General features: G+C 51.1%; 30 protein-coding genes. 16 read left to right on the top strand and 14 right to left on the bottom strand.

The features are described from left to right. The first annotated feature begins 88 nt into the window (after positions 1–88). Positions 89–700, top strand: a complete 612-nt coding sequence (locus HA51_RS20135) for a LysE family translocator (RefSeq protein WP_084936356.1) — start codon at positions 89–91, stop codon at positions 698–700. A gap of 22 nt (positions 701–722) precedes the next feature. Here the strand turns inward: HA51_RS20135 and HA51_RS20130 are convergent, their stop codons facing one another. Together HA51_RS20130 and hpxD are read right to left on the bottom strand one after the other, a co-directional pair. Next, on the bottom strand, positions 723–1,688 hold the full coding sequence (locus tag HA51_RS20130; RefSeq protein WP_084936355.1) for a PDR/VanB family oxidoreductase: 966 nt from the start codon (positions 1,686–1,688) through the stop codon (positions 723–725). Between the two features lie 11 nt (positions 1,689–1,699). Beyond that, positions 1,700–2,731, bottom strand: a complete 1,032-nt coding sequence (hpxD, locus tag HA51_RS20125) for a molybdenum cofactor-independent xanthine hydroxylase subunit HpxD (protein WP_084936354.1) — start codon at positions 2,729–2,731, stop codon at positions 1,700–1,702. Between the two features lie 136 nt (positions 2,732–2,867). Here hpxD and HA51_RS20120 point away from each other — a divergent pair, with 136 nt between their 5' ends. After that, complete coding sequence (locus tag HA51_RS20120) at positions 2,868–3,773, top strand: LysR family transcriptional regulator (protein WP_084936353.1); 906 nt, start codon at positions 2,868–2,870, stop codon at positions 3,771–3,773. On the opposite strand, the gene msrA is transcribed toward HA51_RS20120, so the two are convergent. The 3 genes from msrA to HA51_RS20105 form a co-directional block, all read right to left on the bottom strand. Continuing rightward, entirely contained in the window at positions 3,770–4,303 is a 534-nt protein-coding gene (gene msrA, locus HA51_RS20115; protein WP_084936352.1) for a peptide-methionine (S)-S-oxide reductase MsrA, read from the bottom strand. The genes HA51_RS20120 and msrA overlap by 4 nt on opposite strands. Before the next feature lie 99 nt (positions 4,304–4,402). Beyond that, positions 4,403–5,185, bottom strand: coding sequence for a type I methionyl aminopeptidase (map, locus tag HA51_RS20110; protein ID WP_084936351.1), 783 nt, complete (start codon positions 5,183–5,185; stop codon positions 4,403–4,405). Continuing rightward, the gene (locus HA51_RS20105; protein ID WP_084936350.1) at positions 5,182–5,427 is read right to left on the bottom strand and encodes a ParD-like family protein; all 246 of its coding nucleotides are present in this window, start codon (positions 5,425–5,427) and stop codon (positions 5,182–5,184) included. Before HA51_RS20105 ends, map begins: the two co-directional genes overlap by 4 nt. Before the next feature lie 139 nt (positions 5,428–5,566). Here HA51_RS20105 and HA51_RS20100 point away from each other — a divergent pair, with 139 nt between their 5' ends. The 4 genes from HA51_RS20100 to HA51_RS20085 all read left to right on the top strand — a co-directional run bounded on the left by HA51_RS20100 (position 5,567) and on the right by HA51_RS20085 (position 7,071). Beyond that, complete coding sequence (locus HA51_RS20100) at positions 5,567–5,824, top strand: hypothetical protein (protein WP_084936349.1); 258 nt, start codon at positions 5,567–5,569, stop codon at positions 5,822–5,824. Positions 5,825–6,050: 226 nt separating this feature from the next. Beyond that, positions 6,051–6,296 carry a regulatory protein YcgZ gene (gene ycgZ, locus HA51_RS20095; protein ID WP_084936348.1) on the top strand — a complete coding sequence of 82 codons (246 nt, stop codon included), beginning with the start codon at positions 6,051–6,053 and terminating at the stop codon, positions 6,294–6,296. Between the two features lie 149 nt (positions 6,297–6,445). Further along, complete coding sequence (locus HA51_RS20090) at positions 6,446–6,745, top strand: hypothetical protein (RefSeq protein WP_084936347.1); 300 nt, start codon at positions 6,446–6,448, stop codon at positions 6,743–6,745. A 62-nt stretch (positions 6,746–6,807) separates the two neighbouring features. Next, complete coding sequence (locus HA51_RS20085; protein WP_084936346.1) at positions 6,808–7,071, top strand: biofilm development regulator YmgB/AriR family protein; 264 nt, start codon at positions 6,808–6,810, stop codon at positions 7,069–7,071. A gap of 23 nt (positions 7,072–7,094) precedes the next feature. Here the strand turns inward: HA51_RS20085 and HA51_RS20080 are convergent, their stop codons facing one another. Together HA51_RS20080 and HA51_RS20075 are read right to left on the bottom strand one after the other, a co-directional pair. Next, positions 7,095–7,295: a hypothetical protein gene (locus HA51_RS20080; RefSeq protein WP_084936345.1), complete on the bottom strand. Its 201-nt coding sequence runs from the start codon at positions 7,293–7,295 to the stop codon at positions 7,095–7,097. Between the two features lie 264 nt (positions 7,296–7,559). After that, positions 7,560–7,811, bottom strand: a complete 252-nt coding sequence (locus tag HA51_RS20075) for a hypothetical protein (RefSeq protein WP_084936344.1) — start codon at positions 7,809–7,811, stop codon at positions 7,560–7,562. Between the two features lie 259 nt (positions 7,812–8,070). On the opposite strand from HA51_RS20075, the gene lepB reads away from it, so the two are divergent. Then, positions 8,071–8,988: a signal peptidase I gene (lepB, locus tag HA51_RS20070; RefSeq protein WP_084936343.1), complete on the top strand. Its 918-nt coding sequence runs from the start codon at positions 8,071–8,073 to the stop codon at positions 8,986–8,988. Positions 8,989–9,030: 42 nt separating this feature from the next. Here the strand turns inward: lepB and HA51_RS20065 are convergent, their stop codons facing one another. Continuing rightward, positions 9,031–9,216 carry a con-10 family general stress protein gene (locus tag HA51_RS20065; protein WP_084936342.1) on the bottom strand — a complete coding sequence of 62 codons (186 nt, stop codon included), beginning with the start codon at positions 9,214–9,216 and terminating at the stop codon, positions 9,031–9,033. 202 nt (positions 9,217–9,418) lie between these two features. On the opposite strand from HA51_RS20065, the gene HA51_RS20060 reads away from it, so the two are divergent. The 4 genes from HA51_RS20060 to HA51_RS20045 all read left to right on the top strand — a co-directional run bounded on the left by HA51_RS20060 (position 9,419) and on the right by HA51_RS20045 (position 14,458). Next, complete coding sequence (locus HA51_RS20060; RefSeq protein ID WP_158087382.1) at positions 9,419–10,012, top strand: helix-turn-helix transcriptional regulator; 594 nt, start codon at positions 9,419–9,421, stop codon at positions 10,010–10,012. A 201-nt stretch (positions 10,013–10,213) separates the two neighbouring features. After that, positions 10,214–10,882, top strand: a complete 669-nt coding sequence (locus tag HA51_RS20055) for a response regulator (protein ID WP_084936340.1) — start codon at positions 10,214–10,216, stop codon at positions 10,880–10,882. 297 nt (positions 10,883–11,179) lie between these two features. Beyond that, on the top strand, positions 11,180–13,048 hold the full coding sequence (gene bglF / locus HA51_RS20050; protein ID WP_084936371.1) for a PTS beta-glucoside transporter subunit IIABC: 1,869 nt from the start codon (positions 11,180–11,182) through the stop codon (positions 13,046–13,048). A gap of 15 nt (positions 13,049–13,063) precedes the next feature. Continuing rightward, on the top strand, positions 13,064–14,458 hold the full coding sequence (locus HA51_RS20045; protein WP_084936339.1) for a glycoside hydrolase family 1 protein: 1,395 nt from the start codon (positions 13,064–13,066) through the stop codon (positions 14,456–14,458). A 30-nt stretch (positions 14,459–14,488) separates the two neighbouring features. Here the strand turns inward: HA51_RS20045 and licT are convergent, their stop codons facing one another. Beyond that, positions 14,489–15,352: a BglG family transcription antiterminator LicT gene (gene licT / locus HA51_RS20040; protein WP_084936338.1), complete on the bottom strand. Its 864-nt coding sequence runs from the start codon at positions 15,350–15,352 to the stop codon at positions 14,489–14,491. A 446-nt stretch (positions 15,353–15,798) separates the two neighbouring features. Here licT and fliD point away from each other — a divergent pair, with 446 nt between their 5' ends. The 4 genes from fliD (at position 15,799) to HA51_RS20020 (ending at position 18,646) form a co-directional block, all read left to right on the top strand. After that, the gene (gene fliD, locus HA51_RS20035) at positions 15,799–17,208 is read left to right on the top strand and encodes a flagellar filament capping protein FliD (RefSeq protein WP_084936337.1); all 1,410 of its coding nucleotides are present in this window, start codon (positions 15,799–15,801) and stop codon (positions 17,206–17,208) included. A 154-nt stretch (positions 17,209–17,362) separates the two neighbouring features. Continuing rightward, complete coding sequence (locus HA51_RS20030; protein WP_084936336.1) at positions 17,363–17,974, top strand: ATP-dependent Clp protease proteolytic subunit; 612 nt, start codon at positions 17,363–17,365, stop codon at positions 17,972–17,974. A 25-nt stretch (positions 17,975–17,999) separates the two neighbouring features. Then, positions 18,000–18,314: an ArsR/SmtB family transcription factor gene (locus HA51_RS20025; protein ID WP_084936335.1), complete on the top strand. Its 315-nt coding sequence runs from the start codon at positions 18,000–18,002 to the stop codon at positions 18,312–18,314. Continuing rightward, positions 18,311–18,646 (top strand): SRPBCC family protein, encoded by a 336-nt coding sequence (locus HA51_RS20020; protein ID WP_084936334.1) that lies wholly within the window; start codon positions 18,311–18,313, stop codon positions 18,644–18,646. The genes HA51_RS20025 and HA51_RS20020 overlap by 4 nt, the downstream gene beginning before the upstream one ends. 3 nt (positions 18,647–18,649) lie before the next feature. Here the strand turns inward: HA51_RS20020 and HA51_RS20015 are convergent, their stop codons facing one another. Beyond that, positions 18,650–19,057, bottom strand: a complete 408-nt coding sequence (locus HA51_RS20015) for a MarR family winged helix-turn-helix transcriptional regulator (RefSeq protein WP_084936333.1) — start codon at positions 19,055–19,057, stop codon at positions 18,650–18,652. A gap of 81 nt (positions 19,058–19,138) precedes the next feature. Here HA51_RS20015 and HA51_RS20010 point away from each other — a divergent pair, with 81 nt between their 5' ends. After that, positions 19,139–20,914: a chloride channel protein gene (locus HA51_RS20010; RefSeq protein ID WP_084936332.1), complete on the top strand. Its 1,776-nt coding sequence runs from the start codon at positions 19,139–19,141 to the stop codon at positions 20,912–20,914. A gap of 36 nt (positions 20,915–20,950) precedes the next feature. Here the strand turns inward: HA51_RS20010 and HA51_RS27580 are convergent, their stop codons facing one another. The 4 genes from HA51_RS27580 to HA51_RS19995 form a co-directional block, all read right to left on the bottom strand. Further along, positions 20,951–21,220: an MFS transporter gene (locus tag HA51_RS27580; protein WP_245840244.1), complete on the bottom strand. Its 270-nt coding sequence runs from the start codon at positions 21,218–21,220 to the stop codon at positions 20,951–20,953. Continuing rightward, on the bottom strand, positions 21,178–22,146 hold the full coding sequence (locus HA51_RS20005) for an MFS transporter (RefSeq protein WP_245840243.1): 969 nt from the start codon (positions 22,144–22,146) through the stop codon (positions 21,178–21,180). Before HA51_RS20005 ends, HA51_RS27580 begins: the two co-directional genes overlap by 43 nt. 78 nt (positions 22,147–22,224) lie before the next feature. Further along, positions 22,225–22,776, bottom strand: a complete 552-nt coding sequence (locus HA51_RS20000) for a TetR/AcrR family transcriptional regulator (RefSeq protein WP_084936331.1) — start codon at positions 22,774–22,776, stop codon at positions 22,225–22,227. 79 nt (positions 22,777–22,855) lie between these two features. Further along, the gene (locus HA51_RS19995) at positions 22,856–24,493 is read right to left on the bottom strand and encodes a methyl-accepting chemotaxis protein (RefSeq protein ID WP_084936330.1); all 1,638 of its coding nucleotides are present in this window, start codon (positions 24,491–24,493) and stop codon (positions 22,856–22,858) included. Between the last annotated feature and the right edge of the window lie 243 nt (positions 24,494–24,736).

Raw genomic sequence — 24,736 nt, 5'->3', positions numbered from 1 at the left:
TCACATTCAACGGTATTTTAATGCGTTTTTCAACGAGGAAACGAAAGGCAATACTGGCGGCCTTCCAATACGTTTACAGGTCATTGCCATGAATCTCTCACTGCTGCTGGCGTATATGTTGGCGATTTTATTGCTGTTGATGACGCCAGGCCCGGTGGTGGCACTGGTCACGGGTACGGCCGCACGTCACGGTTATCGCCGCGCTTTTGCCACCGTGGTGGGCACTAACGCGGCATCCATGGTATTGATCGCGCTAGCTGCGCTGATGTTGACGGGATTGGTTTCGCTCAATCCTCTGAGTTTGCAAATCACTGGGTTGCTGGGTTCCCTGTTTATTGGCGTGATCGCATGGAGGGGGTTACGTGCTGCGACAAGTGCAACTGCCCACCGGCCAGCAACACAGGGTGGATTGCTGAAAGGCTTTGTGGTGGGCATCTCTAATCCAAAAGATATTCTGTTCTTTGCCGCGCTGTTTCCGCAGTTTATCGCCATCACGCCCCATCTCAGCAGTAGCCTAATCACACTGGCGTTGGTGTGGATGGCCTTCGATTTTGCGGTGCTGGCGTTTTATATCATTAGCGTAAAGCGCTGGCTGCCGGGCTCACAACAGCAGCGCCTGGAGCGGATATCAATGCTGATATTGTTGCTGATCGCGCTGGCGGGGGCGTTTTACAACGTGAATCAGCTGCTGTCGTTATAGCGGTAAAACGTATCGATTTCTGCTACAGGTCGATCACCAGATTGCGCGATTTACTGCGTGAGCAGCATAGCGCGATGTATTGTTCAGCGGCGGATTTCTCCGCGTCTGACTGGACAGTATCACGGTGATCGATTTCCCCTTCGGTGACCCGCGTCAGGCAGGCACCGCACATGCCCATCTCACATGACAGCGGTACATCCACGCCGTTTTCCAGTAACACGCGAGCAATGGTTTGATCTGCCGGGATGGTACATTGTTGACCGGTGCGAGCAATCGTCACAGTGAAGCCTGCCTCTGACTCTCCAGCGGCCGGGGCGACAGGTTTGAATGCCTCTGTGTGAATTTGGGCAGAATCCCAGCCGCGCGCGGTGGCTTGCTGCTCGACATGGGTCATGAAGCCTTGCGGACCGCACAGGTAGAGATGCGTATCCGCAGCATTTTCCAACAACTCGGCAGGCACATGGCTGCGCGGGCTATGTCCTTCACTGCTGTACCAGATTTCACAAAAGCCGTGTGCATAGGCTTTTGACAACTGAGGCAGAAAAGCCTCATCGCCACGTTGTTTCACATAGTAATGTAGGACAAAAGGCACACTCGCCGCCTCCAGCGCTTCCGCCATCGCATACAGCGGCGTAATGCCAATGCCGGCGGCCATTAGAATCACTTTGCCTGCCTGTTGCAGGGGAAACAGATTGCGCGGTGCCGAGATCCCAACAATCTGGCCGGGACGCAATACGTCATGAACGTAACGTGAACCACCCCGTGACTGTTTGTCACGCGCGATGCAAATCTGATAGCGATCACGCTGACTACTATTCCCGGTCAGCGAATATTGGCGCACCAAGCCGTCACGTAAGTGGACATCAATATGCGCACCAGGCTGCCACTCTGGCAGCGGCTGACCGTTCTCAGCCACCAGACTCACGCTGAGATTATGACGGCCCTGGCGATGTAAGCCGTCTACCATGACCTGCAATTCTGCTTTCATTTTTGCCTCCGCTATACCAGGAAGAATTCACCAAAGCCCATACGTTTCAGGCCACGGCGATAGGCAATGGAGCTGCGATCGGCAGGAATATGGGCTTCCAGCGCCAAATCCAGTGGCAGGCGCTCGGGTTTCTGTGTTTCCACCATCAGGCGATCCTCTTCAAATACCCGCAGATTGAAAGCGTGTACATCTTCTACCGGGACCTGCAGATCGAAGTTGCGGGCAATCGGTGCAAACATGCGCGTTTTGCGCGCTGAAACCGGAGAGGCAGCATTCATGATGACCAGCCGTGATTCACCGGGGAAGTGAATAGTCAGCGTGGCGGTAAAGGGCAGATGCATTTCAAAATGACGTAGCCATTCGAAACCTTCCGGCGCTTGCTGTGGGCTATCCGCAGCAAAATTGCTGACAGAGCTCCAGTAGTCCACGGCAAAACCGGTATCCGTCTCGATGGGGTTATAGGCTGGCACCACCTGGTTGTTCGGGTCGGCAAAAGTCTCGGTATGAACCCACGCGAAGTGCGCAACATCGAGAAAGCCCTCCACCTGACGTCCTGCAAAACCATCGACATCAAAACCGGGGCAGTTAATCTGCTGAAAACCGACGTCGTCCCAATGCGGCATGGTTGGCAGTGGGGCAGGGTTTTCCGGATCGGGTGCGATACACACCCAAATCAGGCCATAACGTTCTTCAACCTGATAACTGATCAGGTTCAGTTTGGCCGGGATCGGCTGGCCCGGACTGGATGGGATACGGTTACAGCGGCCGTTTTCGCCAAAGCGCAAACCGTGATAGGGACAGACCACACCCTCTTCATCATGAAAACCCAACGTAAGGGGCACGCCCCGGTGTGGGCAGACATCTCGTGCCACCACCACGCTGCCATTGATGCGGTAAACCACTAACTGTTCGTCTAGCAGAACCGCTTTGCCCGGTGCACCGGTGATATCACACGAACGTGCAACCGGGTGCCACTGGCGTGCCAGACGCAGCCAGTCATCAGGTTCGAAGGTACAGTGTGCAGGAGGAGTTGGCGTATTCATGGCGATGTTCCTGTCATTGGCTCACAAGGGCGACTGAAAGACTTCATTTTTGTCAGGACATTGTGAATAATTAGCCCTGTACAAATCCATCAGCAAGAATTCAATCCAGTGTTGCAAAAAACAGTACAGGTGATGTATGAGTCCGTTTTCCCGTTTTTCCGTTTACTTTGCCGAAGTGGCTCGTAGCGGCAGCTTACGTAAAGCCGCTGAGAAACTGCATGTCTCCGCGTCCGCCATTAACCGGCAGATCCTGCAGGCGGAAGAGAGCTTTGGTACGCCGCTGTTCGAGCGTTTGCCTGATGGCTTGCGGATGACTACCGCCGGCGAGTTGCTGTACGACGATGTGATGCGCTGGCAGCGCGAGTTTCGTGTTACGCGCCAGCGTTTCGACGATATCCAAGGACTTAAACGCGGCAACGTCAGCGCGGGTCTAGTGCAATCGCTGACTAAAGGCCCGGTGGCCGATGCGATTGCCGATATTGCTCGCGAACATCAGTGGCTGCGACTGGAACTTACGGTCGACAACAGCCATGCCATCAGCCAGTTAATTCGACAGTCTGAGATAGATTTTGGCTTGATCCTCGATCCGGCAGGACAGAGTGGGTTGGATGTGTTGGCGTTTGCGGAGCTGGAGATGGGTATTGTCATGGCGCCCGACCATCCACTGAGCCAGTGCGATGCGCTATCCCTCAGTCAATTGAGCCAGGAACGGCATATCATTCCTGGCGATTCGCTGGTGGTCCATGAACGGGTCAATGCGTTATACCGCAAACAGGGCATGGCGCCTGATAACATCATTGCCTGCAACGATATTCGACTGATACGCAGTTTGATTGCGCAGGGCACTGGGGTATGTGTGCTGAGTTTGTTGGACGTGATGACTGAAGTGCAGGAGCAGCAGCTGTGCTTTGTGCCGTTGAAAAACAGCGTGATGCGTCCGCTGACGTTGGCACTCTGTACTGCGCCATCCCGACAGTTATCGCGGGCGGCGCAGAGGGTGATTCAGCGCATCACACAGGTTATCGATGAGATGGCGCGTTAAGCGTCTGATGCCTGTTTCGGAAATTTATTGCGCAGTTTCTGCAGTTTTGCCGGGATATTCATCATACAGAAGGCGTTTTCCTGTCCTTCTCTCTCCCAGAAGTTCTGATGATAATCTTCTGCCGCATACCATTCAGCCAGTGGTTCGAGGCGCGTAACCAGCGGTTTACCGAGTTCAGCGGCTGCTCGGACAATACCTTGTTCAGCGGCGAGGCGTTGCGCGTCAGAAGTCGGAAACAGGGCAGAACGATAGCGTGAGCGCACCACGCCTTCTTTGATGTTTTCTTGGGTGGCATCATGCGTGGCGAAGTGAATATCAAGCAGATCGTCGTAACTCACGATGGCCGGGTCAAACTCGATTTTGACGGCTTCAGCGTGACCGGTGGTGTCACTGTAGACTTCATCATAAGTGGGCGAGGGCAGATGACCGCCGATATAGCCGCTCTCTACGCTTAGCACGCCATCGATAGACTGGAAAATCGCTTCGGTACACCAAAAACAGCCGCCAGCAAAAATCGCTTGTTCACGCATGACTCTTAATCCTTGGAAATAAAAAAGTAGCGCTACCTTACACGCTGGCAAAGGGGCACGCTACTGATGTGGCCTTGAGGTTTCGCGTCTCAGTATTCGCTAGATCGCGGCGTATTCACCCGTTCCTTCCGGCCACGGTGTCAACAAATCAAAGCCGGTTTCCGTCACCGCGATGGTGTGTTCCCACTGCGCCGACAGCGAGCGATCTTTGGTGACCACCGTCCAGCCATCAGAGAGCACGCTGGTACCGGCTTTACCGGCGTTAATCATCGGTTCGATGGTGAAGATCATCCCGGCTTTCAGCGCGATTCCCGCGCCCGGTGTACCGTAGTGCAGAATCTGAGGCTCGTCGTGATAGACCTCACCGACGCCGTGACCGCAATATTCACGCACCACTGAGAATCCGGCTTTCTCCGCCACCTGTTGAATCGCGGCACCAATATCGCCCAAAGTCGCGCCGGGTTTGACGACTTTAATGCCCGCGACCATGGATTCGTAGGTGATATCGACAAGACGTTTAGCGCGAACCGACGGCTCACCCACGTAATACATGCGGCTGGTGTCACCGTACCAGCCATCTTTGATGATGCCGACGTCAATGTTGACGATATCGCCATTTTTAAGCTTCTTATCGCCAGGAATACCGTGACACACCACGTGATTCACCGAAGTGCAGGTCGTGCGGGTATAGCCGTGATAGCCGATGTTGGCTGGCACCACCTTCAGCTCATTGACGAGATAGTCATGGCAAATGGCGTCAAGTTCATCGGTGGTGACGCCGGGTTTGACGTAGGGTGTGATAATCTCCAGCACTTTAGCGGCGGCATGTCCGGCGGCGCGTGCTAATTCGATCTGTTCTGCGGTATGTAATTTGATACTCATTGCGCGATTCCCTGCGGTGTGAAAGTAGTCTGGTCGAGCAGCTGCGCTAAATCTGCGCCGCCGCCTCGTTCGACGCGCATCAGCAGGCGCGTCAATTCATGATGACTGAGGTTGGGATAAAGTTCGGCAAGCATGCCGATCTTCATCCAGTGTTCTGCCTGGGCATTGATTGAACGACTAAGCGCAGTGCTCGCTATGCGTAAATTCTCATGCATCAGGTCGGAGATTTTGACGATACCCATTGAATGGCCTGTATACGAAACATATGTGTTTTATATATAGGTTACGCTTTAAGAGTTGCGATGCAAGAGGGAATCAGTTTATGAGCTATAATTTTTGCTGAGAAAAAAGCGCAAGCCCACACTCTCAGGAGGTAATGGAATGGACAATATGGAAAAAATAATCGGTGAAGCAGCCTATCAATTACTGATACGTAATGAAAAAATTACGGTCGTAAAACTCAATCACCAGCTCCAGTTGATGGCCGCGGATGCGGTTACATCGCAACGTAAATCAGAGATATTGGCGGCTCTCAATTGGCTGCAAAAGTATCGTCATCTCTCAGCGGTGGATGAACGGGCAAACTCTCCGTTGCGCGGCATGATTCAGAAAGGCGATAGCATTGATTTGTCAAAATAGCGTGTTTACAGCATCGAAACGCTGATGTTTTCCATTCTGGAATGCCGGCATCAGCGCTTTCTTATACTTTCCAGAATAATCTGCACCCATCGCTAAAAGATTCATCCACCGATAGCACTTTTTGCAAAAAATAACATCAAGAGATTTATTATATTCTTGTACAGATTTTTGGATACCTGTACAACTTAACGGGCAGCATGCCGGACCAACCTATTGGGGGTAATACATGCGTCAGAATGGATACACTCAGAATTCTTCAGAAGCGATTGCGCAGTATTTCAACAAAGCATCCCTGCCTTCACAGCAGGAAACGCTGGGTCAGATCGTGGTTGAAATCCTTAGAGAAGGCCGCAATCTCAACCGCAAGTCACTGTGCACTAAATTGCTCCGTCGTCTGGAACTTTCTAGCGGAGCGGAAGAAGAACGCCATTATCATCAGCTGATAGGTTTGCTTTTTGATCGCGAAGGTTGATCTTATTTCTGAGTCATAGTTGTACAGCATTACTTGTTCTGATATTGCATTGCATTTGTACGACGCGTGGCTAAGAAGCGGTAAGCTATCGATCGCAGAGAGAAGGTGGCGTCAAAGCTACGCCTTTCAGGCAGCAATCAGAGATATGTATGAACAGAAGTGATTACCAGCAAATTATCGATGAAATTATCGGCGAGGCCACACTGGCACTGCTTCAGCAGGCCGGGCCAATCAATACGCGCGCGCTGCTTGAACAACTCAGTCAGTTGGGTGAAAAATCTGAAGATCCTGACAGGCGTCATTTTGTTGCCCTGGCGATTAAAGAGGTCAGAGAAAGTCTGGCAGAGGGTAGCAATAGACAACGAAAAAATAGTGGAGTTGCTGAAGCGGAGAGTGCTCATCGCCACTATATTAACCCTCTTCAATCAGGCAGCAGACAGAAGCATTAAGCACAAAGTACGCTTGATTGAGCGATTACTCATCCGGACATGAGACTGCAAGAGACGTTAACATGCAAAACCCAGAAGAAATCTACTCTGCTTTACCTGACATTGAACTGGCTGAGTTTCTGCGAAATGCGGGTCCGGATCATGGCGATGAAGTCGCGGTGTTGGACATCGTTATCCGCAGCGTTCTGGCGTCTGAAGGGAAAATTAGTAATAAGTCCATCATCATCAGTCTTATCAGAGCGTTAGAATGTGTGGATGATGAAGCGCAAGCCGCTGTTTTGCGCAGAACCTTGGAAATCGTGGTGGGCTATACTCCCGACGATTAGCATTAAAAAAATGAGATATAAGATCAGTGCATGAGTTCGGAAAGTAGCCGAATAATAGCTTCATAACGCTGTTTTATCTCAAAATTAACTTCATCCTCTTTAAGTCTCTGCAAAGCTTGAGATAATTCATGCAACTCAAAAGGAATACCATCGCGCATAAATCGCGTCACGGTTGAACCTAATAGCGCGAGCATTTCTTGAGTCATTCGGTTGTCATAAATCACTGAACCTCCGGAATATGTATACACATACAGTGTGACATATTCTTTGGTTGAGCGATACCTTTATGAAATTGATGTGAAACAGGAGCTATTTAACGCTCCGCTTATTCTAATGCTTTCTGAAGACTATTTTAGGAACAGGATAAGTAGCGAAACACATTATAAGCCAAGCGTTAATAAGCGCACATACTCTCGATTATAGGCTGCAAAATTTAATACCAGAATTAAGAAACAGAGCCGCATTGAGGCCCTGTTTCTGTCGTGAACTTAGTCAGCGGAAGAGACGCCATCCTTAATGTATTGCCGCATAGCCTCATGCATCGCTCGGTTACGTTCAACATCCAGCCCGCGTTCTTCATACTCTTTTGCCATCTGAATAATCACTTCATCATACTTTCCCTTGTAGGCAATATTGTTCAACGCGACTTGTTTAATCATCAGTTCGCGCAGTACATCTGTTTCAACCTTGAGTCGAAGTACCGTTTCTTCAAGTTCCTTAATCCTATTTTCAGCTGACATAGACACTCCGTTAACTTGGCTATGGACGACATTCATTGCGGTAAAAATATTCTGTAGAAATATCGCACTGAAATGTCCAGAATTCAAGACAGGGCGGGGGCTAAGAATAATCGCACCGCTGTATATTCCGTACCTGTAATTTTAAAACGTAAAGCACATCCAGTTGAGCAACAAATCGGGATTTCGCATATATTGGATGCTTTATCAAATTATGAGTCTTTGTAAAAATTGATTTCAATTTTGAATATGGAACCTGACAATTGTGAACATTTTCGCCCTGATTTTGGCTATCGCTGCGGTTGTGAGTGGTTTGTGTTGGGGATACAGAAGGAAAAGTCGTTCACGTTTGCACACTGACGCGGTTTCAACCAAGAAACGCCTCAAACTTTTGCCCGCTTGGGTGGATACGCTCGCATCCTTGTTTCCTCTGCTTGCTGTGGTGTTACTGATTCGTTCGTTTGGCTGGGAACCGTTCCGTATTCCATCTGGTTCTATGATGCCCACCTTACTAACGGGTGATTTGGTATTGGCTGATAAATATTCCTATGGGCTCAAAAATCCTTTTAATCAGAAATTACTGTTTGCTACTGGTCATCCCAAGCGAGGAGATATCGCCATTTTTGCCTTCCCAGAGGATGAATCCCAGCTGTATATCAAGCGAGTGATCGGTTTGCCTGGCGACCGAATCGTGTTTGATCCCGTGAATCAACAATTGTCGATTTTTCCTGCCTGCCAACAGACCGAACACTGCGCGCCTCCGTTATCGGTCAAATACAGTGCGCTCGTCCCCGGCGAGTTCGTCGAAAGCGCAGGGGCACACCCCCAGTTTTATTCAGTACCTTTAGGTGACAAATCACCGGTAGGCACGCGTTTGCAGATGCGTACGGAGAATTTATCAGGCGTGATTCATCGGATCCTGCAAAACCCGCATGCGATAGTAAACAGCCGTCAATTTTTCCAACAACCAGGTCAAACGCCAGCAGAGTGGATTGTGCCTGCCAAATCGTATTTTATGATGGGTGACAATCGCAATAACAGCTATGACAGTCGCTACTGGGGGTTTGTGCCAGAGCGTAATCTGGTGGGTAAGGCGGTTGCTATTTGGTTCAGTGTTGAGAAACAAGAAGGCCAGTGGCCAACAGGAACACGATTGAATCGAATTGGCCGCATTGACTAAGATGAAGACGCCAGTCCTTGGCAAACGAAATCCTAAAGCGCTTTATTCAGACTTTGTTGGAGGACGGCGGCTTATTTTGCCTCCTTTCCGACCCGCTTCAACGGCGCGTTCAGGATCGTTTCTGAAGTTGCCCCCACTGGCTTTGCCTCCCGCTCTGCCCGCTTCTTTTGCACGTGCCGGATCGTTAGCAAAATTCCCTGCACCGCCTCTGTAGCTCTGTTGTTTCATAGGAAGACCTCATATCAATGTTCCGTTAGAGATAAGGACTAGCTAGTCACATCATAATTTTAGTGTGCCGTTGCCGCTGTGCCAGTCGCTGCAGGGAAGTTTTCAAACTGTAAGCTTTATCGTACGTAGATGGCATTGTTGTCCGATGTTAAAAGGTCAGTGTTCGCGATTTAATTGCTTTTTAACTCTTCACCTAAAAAACATGAACATTCTCAGCATTGATGCAGATAATTGGGTGGCGCAGGGACTCAGCGCCTTATTGAATTCTCAACATGATCAAGTCTTAACCTGTATTTCGATCGGGAATGCGAAACGCGTTCTCCCTTACCAACATGTAGATATTCTGGTCGTTGAGCTCAAAACTGAAGAGGATAATATTGAAACAACCCATGAATTTTTACGGCTTACCCAGACCTTGTATCCTCATATGCGTATCGTCGTTTTCACTGAGATCACGGATACGGCATTATTGAATTTTTTTGTGAACACACTGAGTTTGATAGCAATATTGAAAAAAACCAGTTCTATAGAGAATATTAAACAGATTTTTTCTTTGCCCATGGAATCTGTGGGTAAGGTGCCAATGCGTTCTGCTGCCTCACTCTCGCCACAAGAATTTAAAATGTTGAAATGGTTTTCACAATATAGCAGTCAGCATGAGATTGCATTTAAGCTTCGGCTTAATAATAAAACCATTAGCCATTACAAGCGTTCAATTTACACGAAGCTATATTGTAAAAATAATGTTCACTTTCATGATTGCCTAAAGCGCTATGGTTTTAACTCAATGAATTAATGAACCCTATCAATACAATGCTATTTCATCTTATTTACACAACACGTCGGGAAATCCTTACGGATTAATCAGATGTGGAGGGCATCTGATTCTCTGACTGCACTCTATCTTGACGTTTAATCAATCCGGATTATCGCTTCTGCTGAGAATTATGACGAGGAAAACCGGAGGAACTGTTCAGTCAGTGAAAAAATAGCCGTGATGTTGCTGGACGATCACCCTATGATTCGTCTTTCAATGGAAATGGTGATAAACAAACAGCAGGATATGCAGGTTGTGGGTAACTTTAGCCGCAGTATCGATTTATGGTACGGGCTTCAGCAATTTGATGTGAATGTACTGGTGCTGGACTATATTTTAGATAATGATGAAGTTGATGGGCTGTCACTGATTAAACAGGTTATCGCGCATTATCCGAATATCCCCATTCTGGTTTATACATCCATGGAAAACTTAGCTGTTATTCGTGTCGCATTTCAGCGCGGCATTTGCGGGTATCTCTCTAAGCGTGAAGATCCCGACTGCTATCTGCAGGCGATTCGTACGTTGAGCCGTGGGCAACGTTATATTCCAGAACGAATTTACACAGAACTTGCCAAAATACCTCTGCGCAGATGCGATGGTGCGGTATTAGATAGCCCTTTATCTGAACAAGATAATATGATCAAGTCGCGGTTGGATAACCTGCTCTCACCTCGTGAGGCTGAAGTAATTCGCTGCATTCTGGCTGGGATGAAAAATAGTGACATCGCTAAGAAATTAAAAAGAAGCAATAAAACAATAAGCGGCCATAAACAATCTGGTATGAGAAAATTGGGTATTCATTCCGAACTCGAACTGTTCAAGTACCATGACGACCTTTTCCTATGACCGTTAAAACCTCACTTTATGCTGGCACATAAAGTGGACGGTTTCTCACCCTAAACGATTCGTGACGGGCATATTTGTCTCTCAATAAACACGCGCGAATTTTGACTTGCTTCACGTTTTTATGCGGAATTTTTGAAAACGCCTTGCCATTTTTTATGGTGGCTGAGCAATATGTCCTGCGTTAAGGATTGTTACTGTTTGGCAGGCAAAACCTGAGACGCGCCCTTTCTCGAGATAGAGGGCGCGTCTCAGGTTTTTTTTTGCGCGAAATTCGGGGCATTTTCAGGAGAAGGGATGATGCAGTATCAGGAACTGGCAGATGAAATCGTCGCGGGCGTGGGCGGCAAAGAAAATATTCTCAGTGTGATGCACTGTGCAACACGCTTACGCTTCAAGCTGAAAGAGAGCCAAAAAGCGCAGACCGCCGTGCTGAAAAACAATCCTGGCGTGATCATGGTGGTAGAGAGCGGTGGTCAATATCAGGTGGTGATTGGCAACCAGGTGGCGGAGGTATACCGCGCTCTGACCACGCGTTATGCGCTTGATAGTATTGAAAACAATACGGACAGCGCCCCACAAAACCTGTTTGCCCGCTTTATCGATTTGGTTTCCGGGATCTTCACCCCTTTTATTGGAGTGATGATCGCGACCGGTATCATTAAAGGTTTGCTGGCGCTTGCATTGGTCTTGGGTGTGATGGAAGCCAGTGGCGGCAGTTATAAAGTGCTGTTTGTGGCCAGCGATGGTTTGTTTTACTTCTTACCTATTCTGCTCGGCTACAGTGCCGGGAAAAAATTCGGCGGCAATCCTTTCGTCAGCATGGCTATCGCCGCTGCGCTGGTGCATCCAATGATCCTCGACGCCCTACAACAGCAGCAGGCGGGCAAGACGCTGACCTTTGTCGGCATTCCGCTGGAGATTCTGAATTACAGCTCGTCGGTGATCCCGATAATATTTTCCGCGTGGGTGTCTAGCCTAATCGAACGTGGAGTGCACCCGCGTTCACCCGTTGCAGTGCGTAACTTTACTACCCCTCTAGTGTGCTTGCTGGTCACGGTACCGCTGACTTTCTTAGCAATTGGGCCTGCAGCAACCTGGTTGAGCCGCATGCTGGCCGAAGGCTATCTCTGGATTTATAGCCTAAGCCCCATGATGGCAGGCGCGGTGATGGGCGCAATCTGGCAGGTGTGCGTGATTTTCGGCCTGCACTGGGGACTCGTCCCGATCATGCTCAACAACCTTGCCAATTTCGGGTATGACACGCTGTTGCCATTGCTGATGCCTGCGGTGTTGGGGCAGGCAGGTGCGACCCTTGGTGTTTTCCTGCGTACACGAGAAGCAAAAGTGAAGGCGATGGCGGGTTCAGCCTTTACAGCCAGTATCTTCGGTATTACGGAACCCGCTGTTTATGGCATCACCTTACCGCGTCGCCGTCCGTTTATTTTTGGCTGTATTGGCGGTGCGCTGGGCGCGGCTATTCTCGGCTTTTGGCACACCACGATTTACTCGTTTGGTTTCCCCAGCATCTTCACCTTTATTCAGGTAGTCCCCAGCACGGGTATTGATGCCAGCGTAATAGCTTCATTTGCCGGTGCCGCCGTAGCGCTGTTGTTTTCCTGCGTCACGACCTATCTGTTTGGCCTGCAAGAGAGCGCCCCTGTCGCCGCAGGGGTGGAACCTGTTACTGCGCCAGCCTCGACATCCTTGACGCGTCGTGAAAGCGTCGTCAGCCCGATCGCCGGTGAAGTGATTGCGTTGGACCACGTCAAAGATGAAACCTTCGCCAGCGGGCTACTCGGTAAGGGGGCAGCGATCTTGCCGCAGACCGGGCGCGTGGTGTCGCCGGTGGACGGTGTGGTGTCATCGATGTTCAGAACCGGCCATGCCATTGGCTTAACGTCCAGCCAAGGAGCTGAAGTATTAATTCATGTTGGGCTGGACACGGTAAAACTCGAGGGTCAGTACTTCCACCCGCAGGTGCAAAACGATCAGCCAATCAAGGTAGGCGACCTGCTACTGGAGTTTGATATAGAAGCCATCAAAGCCGCCGGATACGACATCACCACGCCGGTACTGGTCACTAACAGTGATGATTTTATTGATGTTTTAACCCTGAATAACAGCGTGGTGGGTGAAGGCTCACCGCTGCTGGCCGTACTGAAATAACCAAGGAGCAAGCAAATGACTACTCGTTTCCCAGAAGCATTTTTATGGGGTGGCGCTGTCGCTGCCAATCAGGTTGAAGGTGCCTGGCAGGAAGGTGGCAAAGGATTATCAACGTCGGATCTACAACCTAAAGGGATATTCGGCGCACGCGTGGAGCGCAGCGGTGATGATTTTGGTATCAAAGATACGGCTATCGATTTCTACCATCGCTTCCCAGAGGACATCAAATTGTTCGCTGAGATGGGGTTCACCGTGTTACGTACTTCCATCGCCTGGACACGTATCTTCCCGCAAGGGGACGAAGCCGAACCCAATGAAGAAGGGCTCGCATTCTACGACCGCCTGTTTGACGAGATGGCCAAATACAACATTACGCCTCTTGTGACTTTGTCACATTATGAGATGCCCTATGGATTGATCAAACAGTACGGTGGCTGGGGCAATCGCATCACCATTGATTGCTTCGAACGTTATGCGCGTGCGGTGTTTACCCGTTTCCAGCATAAAGTGAAACTGTGGCTGACGTTTAACGAGATCAATATGTCGCTGCACGCGCCGTTTACCGGTGTGGGCCTGGCGGAAGAGAGCGATCAACAGGCCATCTATCAGGCCATCCATCATCAGTTGGTGGCGAGCGGACGGGCGGTGAAAGCCTGCCACGAGATCGTGAAGGACGGTAAAATCGGCAACATGCTACTCGGCGCGCTGCTCTATCCACTGAGCTGCCGCCCGGCCGATGTATTGGAAACGTTGCAGCAGAATCGTGAATGGCTGTTCTTTGGGGATGTGCAGGTGCGTGGCGCTTATCCGGCTTATATGAAGCGTTTCTTTGCCGACCGCGGGATTGCCATCAGCATCACCGATCAAGATAAGCGTGACCTGAAAAATACCGTGGATTACATCTCCTTCAGCTATTACATGACCGGTTGTGTGACCACCAGTGAAGAAGAGAATCAGAAAGCGCGCGGCAATATTTTATCGATGGTGCCCAACCCGCATCTTGCCAGTTCAGAATGGGGCTGGCAGATCGATCCTGAAGGGCTGCGTATCTTGCTTAACATCCTGTATGACCGCTACCAGAAGCCGCTGTTTATTGTTGAAAACGGGCTAGGGGCAAAGGATGTGGTGGAAGCGGATGGCAGCATCAATGACGAATACCGCATTCAGTATCTGAATGACCATCTGGTGCAGGTGAGTGAGGCGATTGAGGATGGGGTTGAGGTCATGGGTTACACCTGCTGGGGACCGATTGATTTAGTCAGCGCATCTAAAGCGGAATTCTCCAAGCGTTACGGCTTTATTCACGTGGATCGTGATGACGCGGGTAACGGGTCATTGGCGCGCTCGCGCAAGAAGAGTTTCTTCTGGTATCAGGAGGTGATCCGCAGCCACGGCGAATCACTGAAATAATCTTGCGGCCGGGTGCGGATGCGCCCGGTTTCATGCCTCATCCGCATCTTCCTCTAACGCCAACGTCTCTTTACGCACTCGTTCGATATGAATGGTCAGAAACATGCGCTCCTCTGCGGAGAGCGAATACAGGTGTTTCTGCTGAATGTGTTGATCGATCTTCATCGCGCACTGATAGGCGATGGGATACTTGTCGCGCACCACGTCATGTAACGACTCATCTTCACTGCACACGCCGCGTTTGCCCAGCATTCGCTGTGCGAAAAACTTCAGGTGATTGACGAATCGGTTGTAGCTCAAGCTGTCGGTACGATAGTCGAGTTGAAGTCGATATTTAACAATGTGCAGGATCTCCTGCATAAATTGCGTAACGTGGGAAACATCGGCGAAGTCACTGCCGAGTTGGGCGTTGACCAAGTGCAGGGCAATAAAGCCGGCTTCATCGTCGGGTAAATCGACACCAATGCGTTTTTTGATCAGCGCCAGTGCCGCTAAACCGAGCGCAAACTCCTTGGGATATAAGGTTTTGATTTCCCACTTCAGCACATTGCGGATCGGCACGCCTTGCTGATGGCGTTCAATGGCGAAATGGCAGTGATCGCAAAGCGCAATCGACAGGCTCTCATGCAGCGGTTGCCCCAGCTGTTGACGAGCCTGGGCAATGATCAGTTCGCTAGTGGTAATCACCTCTAACGGGATATCAGACAGCAACTCGCTGAGCCGTCCAGTTAACGCATCGCTTTGCAACGCGAAGACTTTCTCAATCTGCTGGGGATCGAGTGCATCGCCCACGCGTTTTTGAAAAGCCAGCCCGCGTCCCATCACCACTTGTTCTTTGCCGTTGTCGCCCAATACCACCACGACATTATTGTTGAGGATTTTCGCGATTTTCATTTTTATCGACCCTAAAAAGAAAAAACCCGACCCACCGGGAGGACGGTGTGTCAGGTTTTGCCTGCGTTTCACGCAGTAACAATCTGGCAGGATCATAAGCGGCTACGTAATTCCGACAAGCGGGATAGCCGTGATATGTGAGTTACATCATGTTTTTGCGCTGTGGCAGGCTAAGCGCAATAAAGAATATTCGGGGTTAAATGCGTGCTTTTGCCAAAACTTGTCACGTTAAGATGCGCAAAATGCCTCGGCTAAATGCGAAACGTAAAGAAACTGTCTGCATAGCAAATCCCCTGCAAGGGGCGTGGGGCGGGCATTTGCACCAAATCCGGGCGATAGGTAAGGTTATTCGTAAGGATAACGTAAAGAAATGATCAGGTTTTCATTAAAGGTTTGCCTTAAGTCGCCGATAGTACCGTAACGTCAAAATAACAGGAGTGAGTGGGATGACCGGGATATCAAGTTTAGGCGTCGGTTCTGGCATGAAATTGAGTGATACGCTGGCGGCGTTAACCAGCGCGGAAAAGCAATCTTTGACGCCGATTTCAAAACAGCAATCGGCTGCAACGGCAAAGCTTTCTGCTTACGGCACGCTTAAAACCGCCATTCAAGCTTTCCAGACGGCAAACACCAAATTAAAAGACGCCGCCTTGTATACCGCCACCAGCACCACGGCGAGTTCGACCGCTTTTAGTGCCGATACCAATGGCAATGCGTTAACGGGCAAATACACCATTGCTGTCGATCATTTGGCACAATCACAAACGTTAACCAGTGCGCCCAAAACCGATATTAAAGCGGCAATCGGGGGTGATGCGGCCTCTCGTACCCTGAAATTTGTCACGGCGGAAGGGAAAGAGAAAAGTATTACCCTGACCAAAGATCAGACTTCGCTTTCCGCGATTCGCGACACCATTAACAAATCAGATGCGGGTGTCAGTGCCAGCCTGATTAAGGTGTCCAGCACCGAGTATCGTCTGTCATTAACCTCCACGGCGACGGGTACCGACCATGCCCTGAAATCCCTGAGCGTGACCGGCGATGACACGCTGCACAGCTTCATCGGTTTCGATGCAGCAGACATAGCCAGTAGTGGCATGACACAGAGTGTGGAAGCTCAGAATGCCAGTTTGACGGTTAACAATGTGTCGATTGTTAGCAGCAGCAACACCATTAGCGATGCGGTGGAAGGGATTACCCTGAAGCTGAATGATAAAACCAGCGGCAACCAAACGCTGACGGTGAGCAGTGATACCAACAAAGCGAAGACGGCGATCACTGAATGGGTAACAGCCTATAACTCGCTGCAGGACTCCATGGCGAGCCTGACCAAATACACAGCGGTTGATGCAGGTGCGGATCCGGACAGCAAAAACGGCGCATTGCTGGGTGATGGCACCTTACGCAACATTCAGACGCAGCTGAAAAGTATTCTGGCGAATGCCTCAGGGTCGGCAGTGTATAAGACGTTGAGCCAAGCGGGTATCACCACTGACCCAACTAATGGCCAATTAAAGCTGGATGCGACGAAGCTGGCGAATGCACTGCAGGTAAAACCAGAAGCAATTCGAGATATGTATACCGGTGATGGCAAGAAAACCGGTGTCACTACCGTGCTGGATACCACGCTAAGTACATTCCTGAGTAGTAAAGGGGTCTTGCAAGGGGCGACTGACAGTATCAGTAAAAAGCTCAACCAACTGACCGACCAATACAATGTGGCGAGCAAGCGTATTGATGACAAGATTGCGCGTTACAAAGCCCAGTTTACCAATCTGGATAAGTTGGTTAGCGTGTTGAATAACACCAGTAGTTACCTTACCCAGCAGTTTGATAACACCAGCAGCAAGAAGTAATCCTCCTGCTAATCTGCCTGAGTCAGGGTGCACTTTGCGCCCTGACCCTACTCTTTATTACCCCGCTAACATCGCCTCTGAACACATACTCTCGCCAAATAGATAAGTGAATGCTAATGTAATTGGGTGCCTATCCTTTTTGCGGAGCTAACCTATGCGTTACAGCAATACCGAATCCCCTCAGCCGCCCGCTGCTGCACCGCTGAACCCCTCGTTGATGGAACACCTGATCAACGCCCGTAAGATCTTTATCACCGGAACCGTCGATGAAAAAATGGCGAAAGAGGTGGTACAGCATTTACACATCCTTGCAGCGATCAACAGCCTACCTATTACCATTTTCATCAACTCCCCCGGCGGTCATGCGGAATCCGGCGATATGATCTTTGATGCCATCCGCTTTATCGCGCCAGACGTGATTATGATCGGTTCAGGCTGCGTCGCCAGTGCTGGTGCGCTCATCTATGTGGCGGCCAAAAAGGCGCATCGTTACGCGTTGCCTAACACACGCTTTCTGCTGCATCAGCCTTCCGGTGGCATGCAAGGGCCGGCCAGCAATATGCAGATTTACAGCAATGAGATCGTGCGTATGAAAAACCGTCTTAACCTCATTTTTGCTGACGCCACTGGGCAGCCGATCGAAAAAATTGAGCAGGATACCCAGCGTGATTTCTGGTTGAGTGCAGAGCAGGGGGTGGAATACGGTTTAGTGCACAACGTTATTGTTTCCGAGCATGAAATTGCGGCACATTATCTTGCTGCATAAATAAGCCAATGCTAATGTCATCAGCATGATTGAAAATGCGATATTCAAAGCACTGGCGGATCCGACCCGCCGTGCCATATTTGAAAAGCTGTCGGTGGGGCGCATGAATGCCACGGCGTTGCGCGACGGGATGGAGATCAGCCAATCGGCGATGTCTCAGCATCTCGCGGTGTTACGGTGTGCGGGGCTGGTGCGTGAAGAGCGGCAAGGGCGGTTTGTGAACTATGAAGTCGACCCGGTTGGCATGACGTTTCTGGTCAACTGGCTAGCCAAGTATCGTGCGTTTTGGCCGACACGCATTGATGCCCTGAAAAGTTTGCTGAAGGATATGGACCAATGAGTGAAGCCGAGACCGCGATCGAACGCGTTGAAGAGTATCAACTGGACGCGCCACCGGAGAAAGTGTGGCGCGCCATCAGTATCGCCGAATACCGGGAAGCCTGGCTGCCCGATGCGGTATTAGCTGATGTTGAACCCCTTGTCTGTGAACCTGGCAAAACGATCCATTATCGTATGCGCGATGATACGCCTCCCTATCTGGAGAGCGAGGTGTCGTTAAGGATCGCGCCAGATAACGCCGGTGGCACCTTGTTGACCATTGTGCATCGCCTGAGCGATCCGCGCCTGCAAGCAGCCAACGATGGATTCAGTCCACTGATGCTTGCCGCCTAACGTCTAGCAGAATTGGTTAATCATCGACAGCAGCATCGGTTTTAAGTTGCTCAACTCTTCCAGATGCGCCAGCGAGAGCGACTCCAGTAGTTGCTCCGCTTCCGCCGTCAACCGCAAAAAGGTTTTGCGCTGGTCAGTTTGATCTGGCTCGCGTAGCACCAACCCCGCCTCTTCTAAACGACTTAACAAGCCTGACGCACTGTGCGGTTTTAGCATCAGACGCTCTGCCACATAACCGACCGTGGCGTTACCTAACGCGGTACCGCGAATGGTCAGCAGAGCCTGGTGCTGTTGCGGCGTTAACCCTACGCTGCGAGCCTGCGTTTCACTGAAGGCCATAAAGGTGCGCAAGGTGGCGCGGAAGTCCGCCAGCAGCACGTAATCGGCATCTTTCATTTTGGGTTGTGACATGTTGAAAACCTTTCTGAATTGAATTTATATCGCATTACGATTTAAATTGCGCGTTTCAATAATGTAACCAGGAGCAACAAGATGCGGGACACGTTGTCCGATTCCTCACATCGGCCCAAACTTTCTGACCACACCGTGACGAAGCGAGTGATTATACTCGCGCTGATGGGCATTCTGATAGGAACCGGCGGTGCGTTCGGTGCCATTGTGCTGCTGCACCTGATCGCCTTGATGACCAATCTGTTCTGGTATCACCAATTTTCGTTCACCGAGCACGTGATGCCGGGCAACGCTGGCGCGCTTCACATTCTTGCGGCACCGGTGCTGGGCAGCTTAATCATTGGCGTCATGGCGCGTTTTGGTTCGGAGAAAATTCGCGGCCACGGTATTCCAGAAGCGATTGAGGCAATTCTCTACAGCGAAAGCCGCATGTCACCCAAGGTGGCAGTGCTTAAGCCGCTCTCCTCGGCGGTATCGATTGGTAGCGGTGGCCCGTTTGGTGCAGAAGGGCCGATTATCATGACTGGCGGCGCAATCGGTTCTTTGTTTGCTCAGTTATTTCATCTCAGCGCGGCCGAACGTAAAACCCTGCTGGTGGCGGGCGCGGCTGCGGGCATGACCGCCATCTTCAATGCTCCTGTCGCAGCAGTACTGCTGGCGCTGGAAGTGCTGTTGTTTGAGTGGAAGCCACGCAGCTTTATTCCGGTGGTCAGTGCGGTGTTGGTCTCCTGGTGTTGGCGCAACGCGCTGATTGGCACCGGCGCGATTTTCCCTTTCCAGTGGGTGACTCATCTGCAACCGATGCAACTCATCGTGGCGGTGGGTATTGGTGCTTTGACTGGCGTTATCGCCGTGGCGCTGTCGAAAAGCCTGTATCGGCTGGAAGAGTGGTTTCATCAGCTGCCAGTTCACTGGATGTGGTGGCCCGCGCTGGGTTCCGTGGCAGTGGGTATTGGGGGCATTGTTCAGCCACGCGTGCTGGGTGCGGGTTATGTCAGTATCCAGAATTTGTTAGATGGCTCGCTGGCAATCAACATCATCATTTCGCTGCTGCTGGTCAAAAGTATCGTCTGGCTGATCTCGCTGGGTTCGGGGACTTCTGGTGGTGTGGTCGCCCCGTTACTGATCATTGGTGGCGCGGTGGGTGCCGTGGTGGCACATCTGCTACCCGGCTACAGCGGCATGCTGGTGATGGCGGGCATGGCCGGTATTCTCAGTGGGGCTATGCGAGCACCGTTAACGGGGACACTGTTTGCGGTGGAAGTGACCGGGCATTTTGACCTGCTGCCCGTAGCATTAGGGGCGGCTGTGGCATCTTATGCGGTGAGCGTTTTAATGATGCCTCGCTCCATTTTCACGGAACGACTGGCGCGCCGTGGACATCACATCGTGCAGGAGTATGCCACCGACACGCTGGAGACCACCAAAGCGCGACAAATTATGACCGCCGCTCCAGCGACGCTACCGGGCTCAACGCCTCTGCAACAGGTGATTGCTGTGATGAGCGATTTACATGCGCATCACCATTATCCGGTGGTGGATGCGCAGGACAGATTTATTGCGGTGGTGTCACGTAAGGAGATGATCCACTGGCAGCTGCAGCAGCGTGCGATGGATATCAGCTTACAGGAGTTGCTGAGCGACCAACCACAAATGAGCGCCCATCCCGACACCTTGTGCAGCCATATCGCGGACCACTTATTCAGCGAAGAGGTGGGCATGGTGGTGGTCACCGATGTTGATTCAGGCGAGGTGAAAGGGGTGATCACCCGCCATGATATTTTCCGCGTGCGCTATCTGGCGCAAAAAGCGGAGAGCTTTAAAGTGCGCTATTTAGGTTTGCGCAAGTCAGCTTAGTGTCAGCGGAATAAGGCGGCCTTTGGGCCGCTTTATTTAAATGGATTGATCAGCCTTTTTGAGGTCTCTGGAACCCGCCGCACCCGCACACACCAATGCCAGCAGCACCATGACCAGCACCGGCAACATCGCCATACGCAAACCCGCGTGTTCACCAATAAAGCCCAAACCCGGTGGCCCCACCAGAAACGCCAGATAGCCAAGCGTTGCGGCGATGGTCACGCGAACCGCGCTGTTTTGGCCGTCGCCGGCAGCGGAAACGGTCAGTGGGAAGCCAAGCGATGCGCCAATTCCCCAGAACAACACCGCCGCTGCCGCCAGCCATTGATTGTTGGAAAAATGACCATTGCCAGACCCAAGGCGGCTGAAAATGCGCTGGCACGTAATACCAGTACACGACCCACGCGATCCACTACGTATCCGCCCAGGAAACGCCCAATGGTCATGCCCGCAGTGAAACCCGCATACACCAGCGTGCTTTGCGTGTGATTGAGATTATGACCATCGATCATCAGTAACGGCAGCCAGTCATTGGCAGAGCCTTCCGCCAGCGCCATGGCCAAAATCACCACCCCAAGGATGAGCAGTTGGCGGTCGCGCAGCTCTCGTCCAACTTGCGCCAGGAAACCTCCGCTGTGATCCTGTTCATGTCGTTCGCTGTCGCTGGTGGCGGGCAAATGACGCAGTGCCGTGGAGACGATCAGCAGGTTCACCAGCACCACGGCGGCAAAGTGCCAGCTAATGCTGATATCCGCTGCCGTCATCGCAAGACCCGACAGAGCGCCAATCAGCGTACCAAAGCTAAAGAAGCCGTGAATGGTGGTCATAATTGACTTGTCGATCAGCCGCTCAAAGGCTGCGCCTTCAACGTTTATCACGACATCGATTAACGCTGTCCCTCCGCCCAGTAACACCAGGCTGGCGAACACCCCGTAAGCGTTATGCAGGAGTAGGGCAGCTAACATGGCTGCGACGCCACTCAGCAGCAGCACAAAGCCATAGCGCATGACGCGGCTGGTGCCATATTGCGCGATTAATTTTCCTGCCAGCAACACGCACAGCATGGAACCACAGGAAAAGCCGAACAAGATCAGGCCCATCATCTCGGTGGAGGCATGCAGAATGTCACGCATATAGGGCGTGCGACTAACCCATGAAGCCCAGGTGAAACCGGGTAAAAACATCAGGCCGTAAATCGCCCATTTGCCGCGTAGCTGTTGCTGTAAATTCATCACTGTCCCTTTTGTCGTACAGGTGTACGAGGTGATAATACAGAAATCGACGAGACCTGAACAGGCAGATTTCTCCGTTTAGCTTGCCTGATTATCGTCCTGCGCGGCGATATTGCGTACCGCGTTAAGAATCGTTGCGCGGCTGATCGGGGTATTATTGAGCAGGTTGTGAATGGTGAACCCTTCAATCAGCGCGTCCAGTGAACAGGCTGTTTCCATTGAGAAAAACAGATGTAGGGACGCGCGGCTGCGTTGCATCCATTGCTGTAACAGTTCACGGAAGGGCTCTTTACGCGCGGCCAGCGAGTAAAGCTCAAAACTCAACACCAAATGACGCTTGCTGGCCCAGATATCACCACAGATCAGATCCACTACCGCTTCACAGGCGCTGGCTCGGTCGCGCGCGGCATGCATACGGTCACGAAAAGATTGCGCAATGGTATCCACCATATGGCTAAAGGCGCCCATAAGCAGGATATCGGTTTGTGGAAAATGGTAGGTGAGGGTGCCTGGTGATAAGCCCGCTTGTTCAGCTACCCGACGATAAGTCGTGCCGCGTACACCCTGGTTAATGATCACTGTGAGTGTGGCTTCGAGAATGTCTGTTTTGATGTCGCTGTTGTCAGCCATGGAGCGTTCCCCCGTCCCTGAATCAGCGCCAAGGGTAACAGAAAGCCTTCCTGCGCGCGCGGCGCAGGAAGGGGGAACCTTAAAAACTCTGCCAGTCGGCGTCGTTCACCACGGTTAAACGCTGAGGTTTTGGCTGTGAGATTTTACGCAGAACAGGCTGTGGTACATCAATCGCATCGCTGACATGGAATTTGCCCACCAGTTGATTCAAGGTTCCCGCTTGTTCCTGCAGTGACTGCGAGGCTGACGCGGCTTGCTCGACCAGCGCGGCGTTTTGCTGGGTGACATCATCCATCTGATTGACGGCTTGTTGAACCTGCACAATGCCTTGACTCTGCTCAACAGCCGCCGCAGCAATTTCACCGACCAACTGGCTTACCTGATGGATGGCATCATTCATCACATCCATATTACGGCCGACATCGCTGGCCTGATTTGCACCGGCTTCGGTTAATCGGTGCGACTCTTCAATCAATGCTTTGATCTCACGTGCCGCATTGCTAGAGCGCTGCGAGAGGCTGCGCACTTCACCCGCGACCACTGCAAAGCCTTTACCGTGCTCACCCGCGCGTGCCGCTTCAACAGCAGCATTCAGTGCCAGAATGTTGGTCTGGAAGGCGATACCTTCAATGATCGAGACGATCTCCGTGACTTTGCGTGAGCTGCCGCGAATGTCATCCATCGTCGATAACATGGTGGTGAGCGATGTACCGCTCTTCTCAGATAGCTCGCTGGCGTTGGCCGCCAGCTGGCTCGCCTGGCGGGTGTTGTCCGCGGTCTGACGCACGGTTTCACTCAGCTCCGTCATGCTGGCTGCTGTTTGTTCCAGCGAGGCGGCCTGTTGCTCGGTGCGTGCCGAGAGATCCTCATTGCCCGCTGAGATCTGTACCGAAGCACTGCTGACAGACTGTGAGGCTCTGCGCACGGAGGCGAGTGATTCCGAGACACGCTGCATCAGGATATTAAATGAATGCGCCATATTACCCACTTCATCGCGACGGCTCTCGTCCGCGCTCAGTGTCAGGTCCAGATTTTCACTGGCGGTCAACATCACTTTGCCGACGGCACTCAAGCTGCGGCGAATACGCATCACGGTAAACAGCGAGAACAGACCAAATATTACTACCGTGGCGGTGACCCCAGCGATGGTGGCCCACAACACAAAATGGAAGGTACTGCGATTGGTAGCACGTAGTTCATCACCAATAGCAATGTTCAGCGCCAGCTGTTTTTGATAATCGCTGATCATTTGGCGAATTGCCGAGCCGATACCGTTATTACTCTGAAGCAAATCTAAGCTGACTTCATTTTGGTGCGCGCGAGAAGCCGTTAAGAATGCAGGTAATTGTGCGGCCACCTGTTGAATATGATCAAAAGCCACATTGGTCAGCCGCTTGTCCTCTTCACTAGAGATATCGTTCGCCATGTAGTAATCAGTCAGTGCTTTCAATCCATTGATTTGCTGACCAATCTGTTGCTCCACGGCGGGCATATTGCTGTCATGAATCTGGCTCTGATGCTTATACAACGTCAGTGCCAGTTGGTTACTTTGATCGATGAGTTTACCAAGGTCCTTGATGGAAGGAATGGCGTTGGTTTGCACAAATTCAAAACGGTCCTGAAATCCAGAAAGCAGTGAGATAGCAAATACCGCTTGTAGGATGATGGCGCCAAACAGCATAGAGAGAGTCAGCAAAAGACGCTGGGAGATGTTCATCTTATTATCCTTAATCTAAAAGCACCCCTGGTTTAAGGAAAATCAGGGAATAGGGCAGATTAATAACCATCGGCAGATTGTGAGATTTAGTTAATTTTTTTTATGAAGGGGTGATGCACAGCGGGTAAACCGTTGTGAGATTGTGACGCATTTAACCGAAGTCGTGGATTATTTCAGTGCCAATAAAATTTAATGTGACAGACATGTATGAATCTTACCAGCGGAGATGTTGAAGCAATGCCG

Source organism: Pantoea rwandensis (genome assembly GCF_002095475.1).
In the GTDB taxonomy this organism is placed as follows: domain Bacteria; phylum Pseudomonadota; class Gammaproteobacteria; order Enterobacterales; family Enterobacteriaceae; genus Pantoea; species Pantoea rwandensis.
Note: the sequence above shows the minus strand (reverse complement) of the source record. Positions and strands in the feature narration are given on the sequence as shown.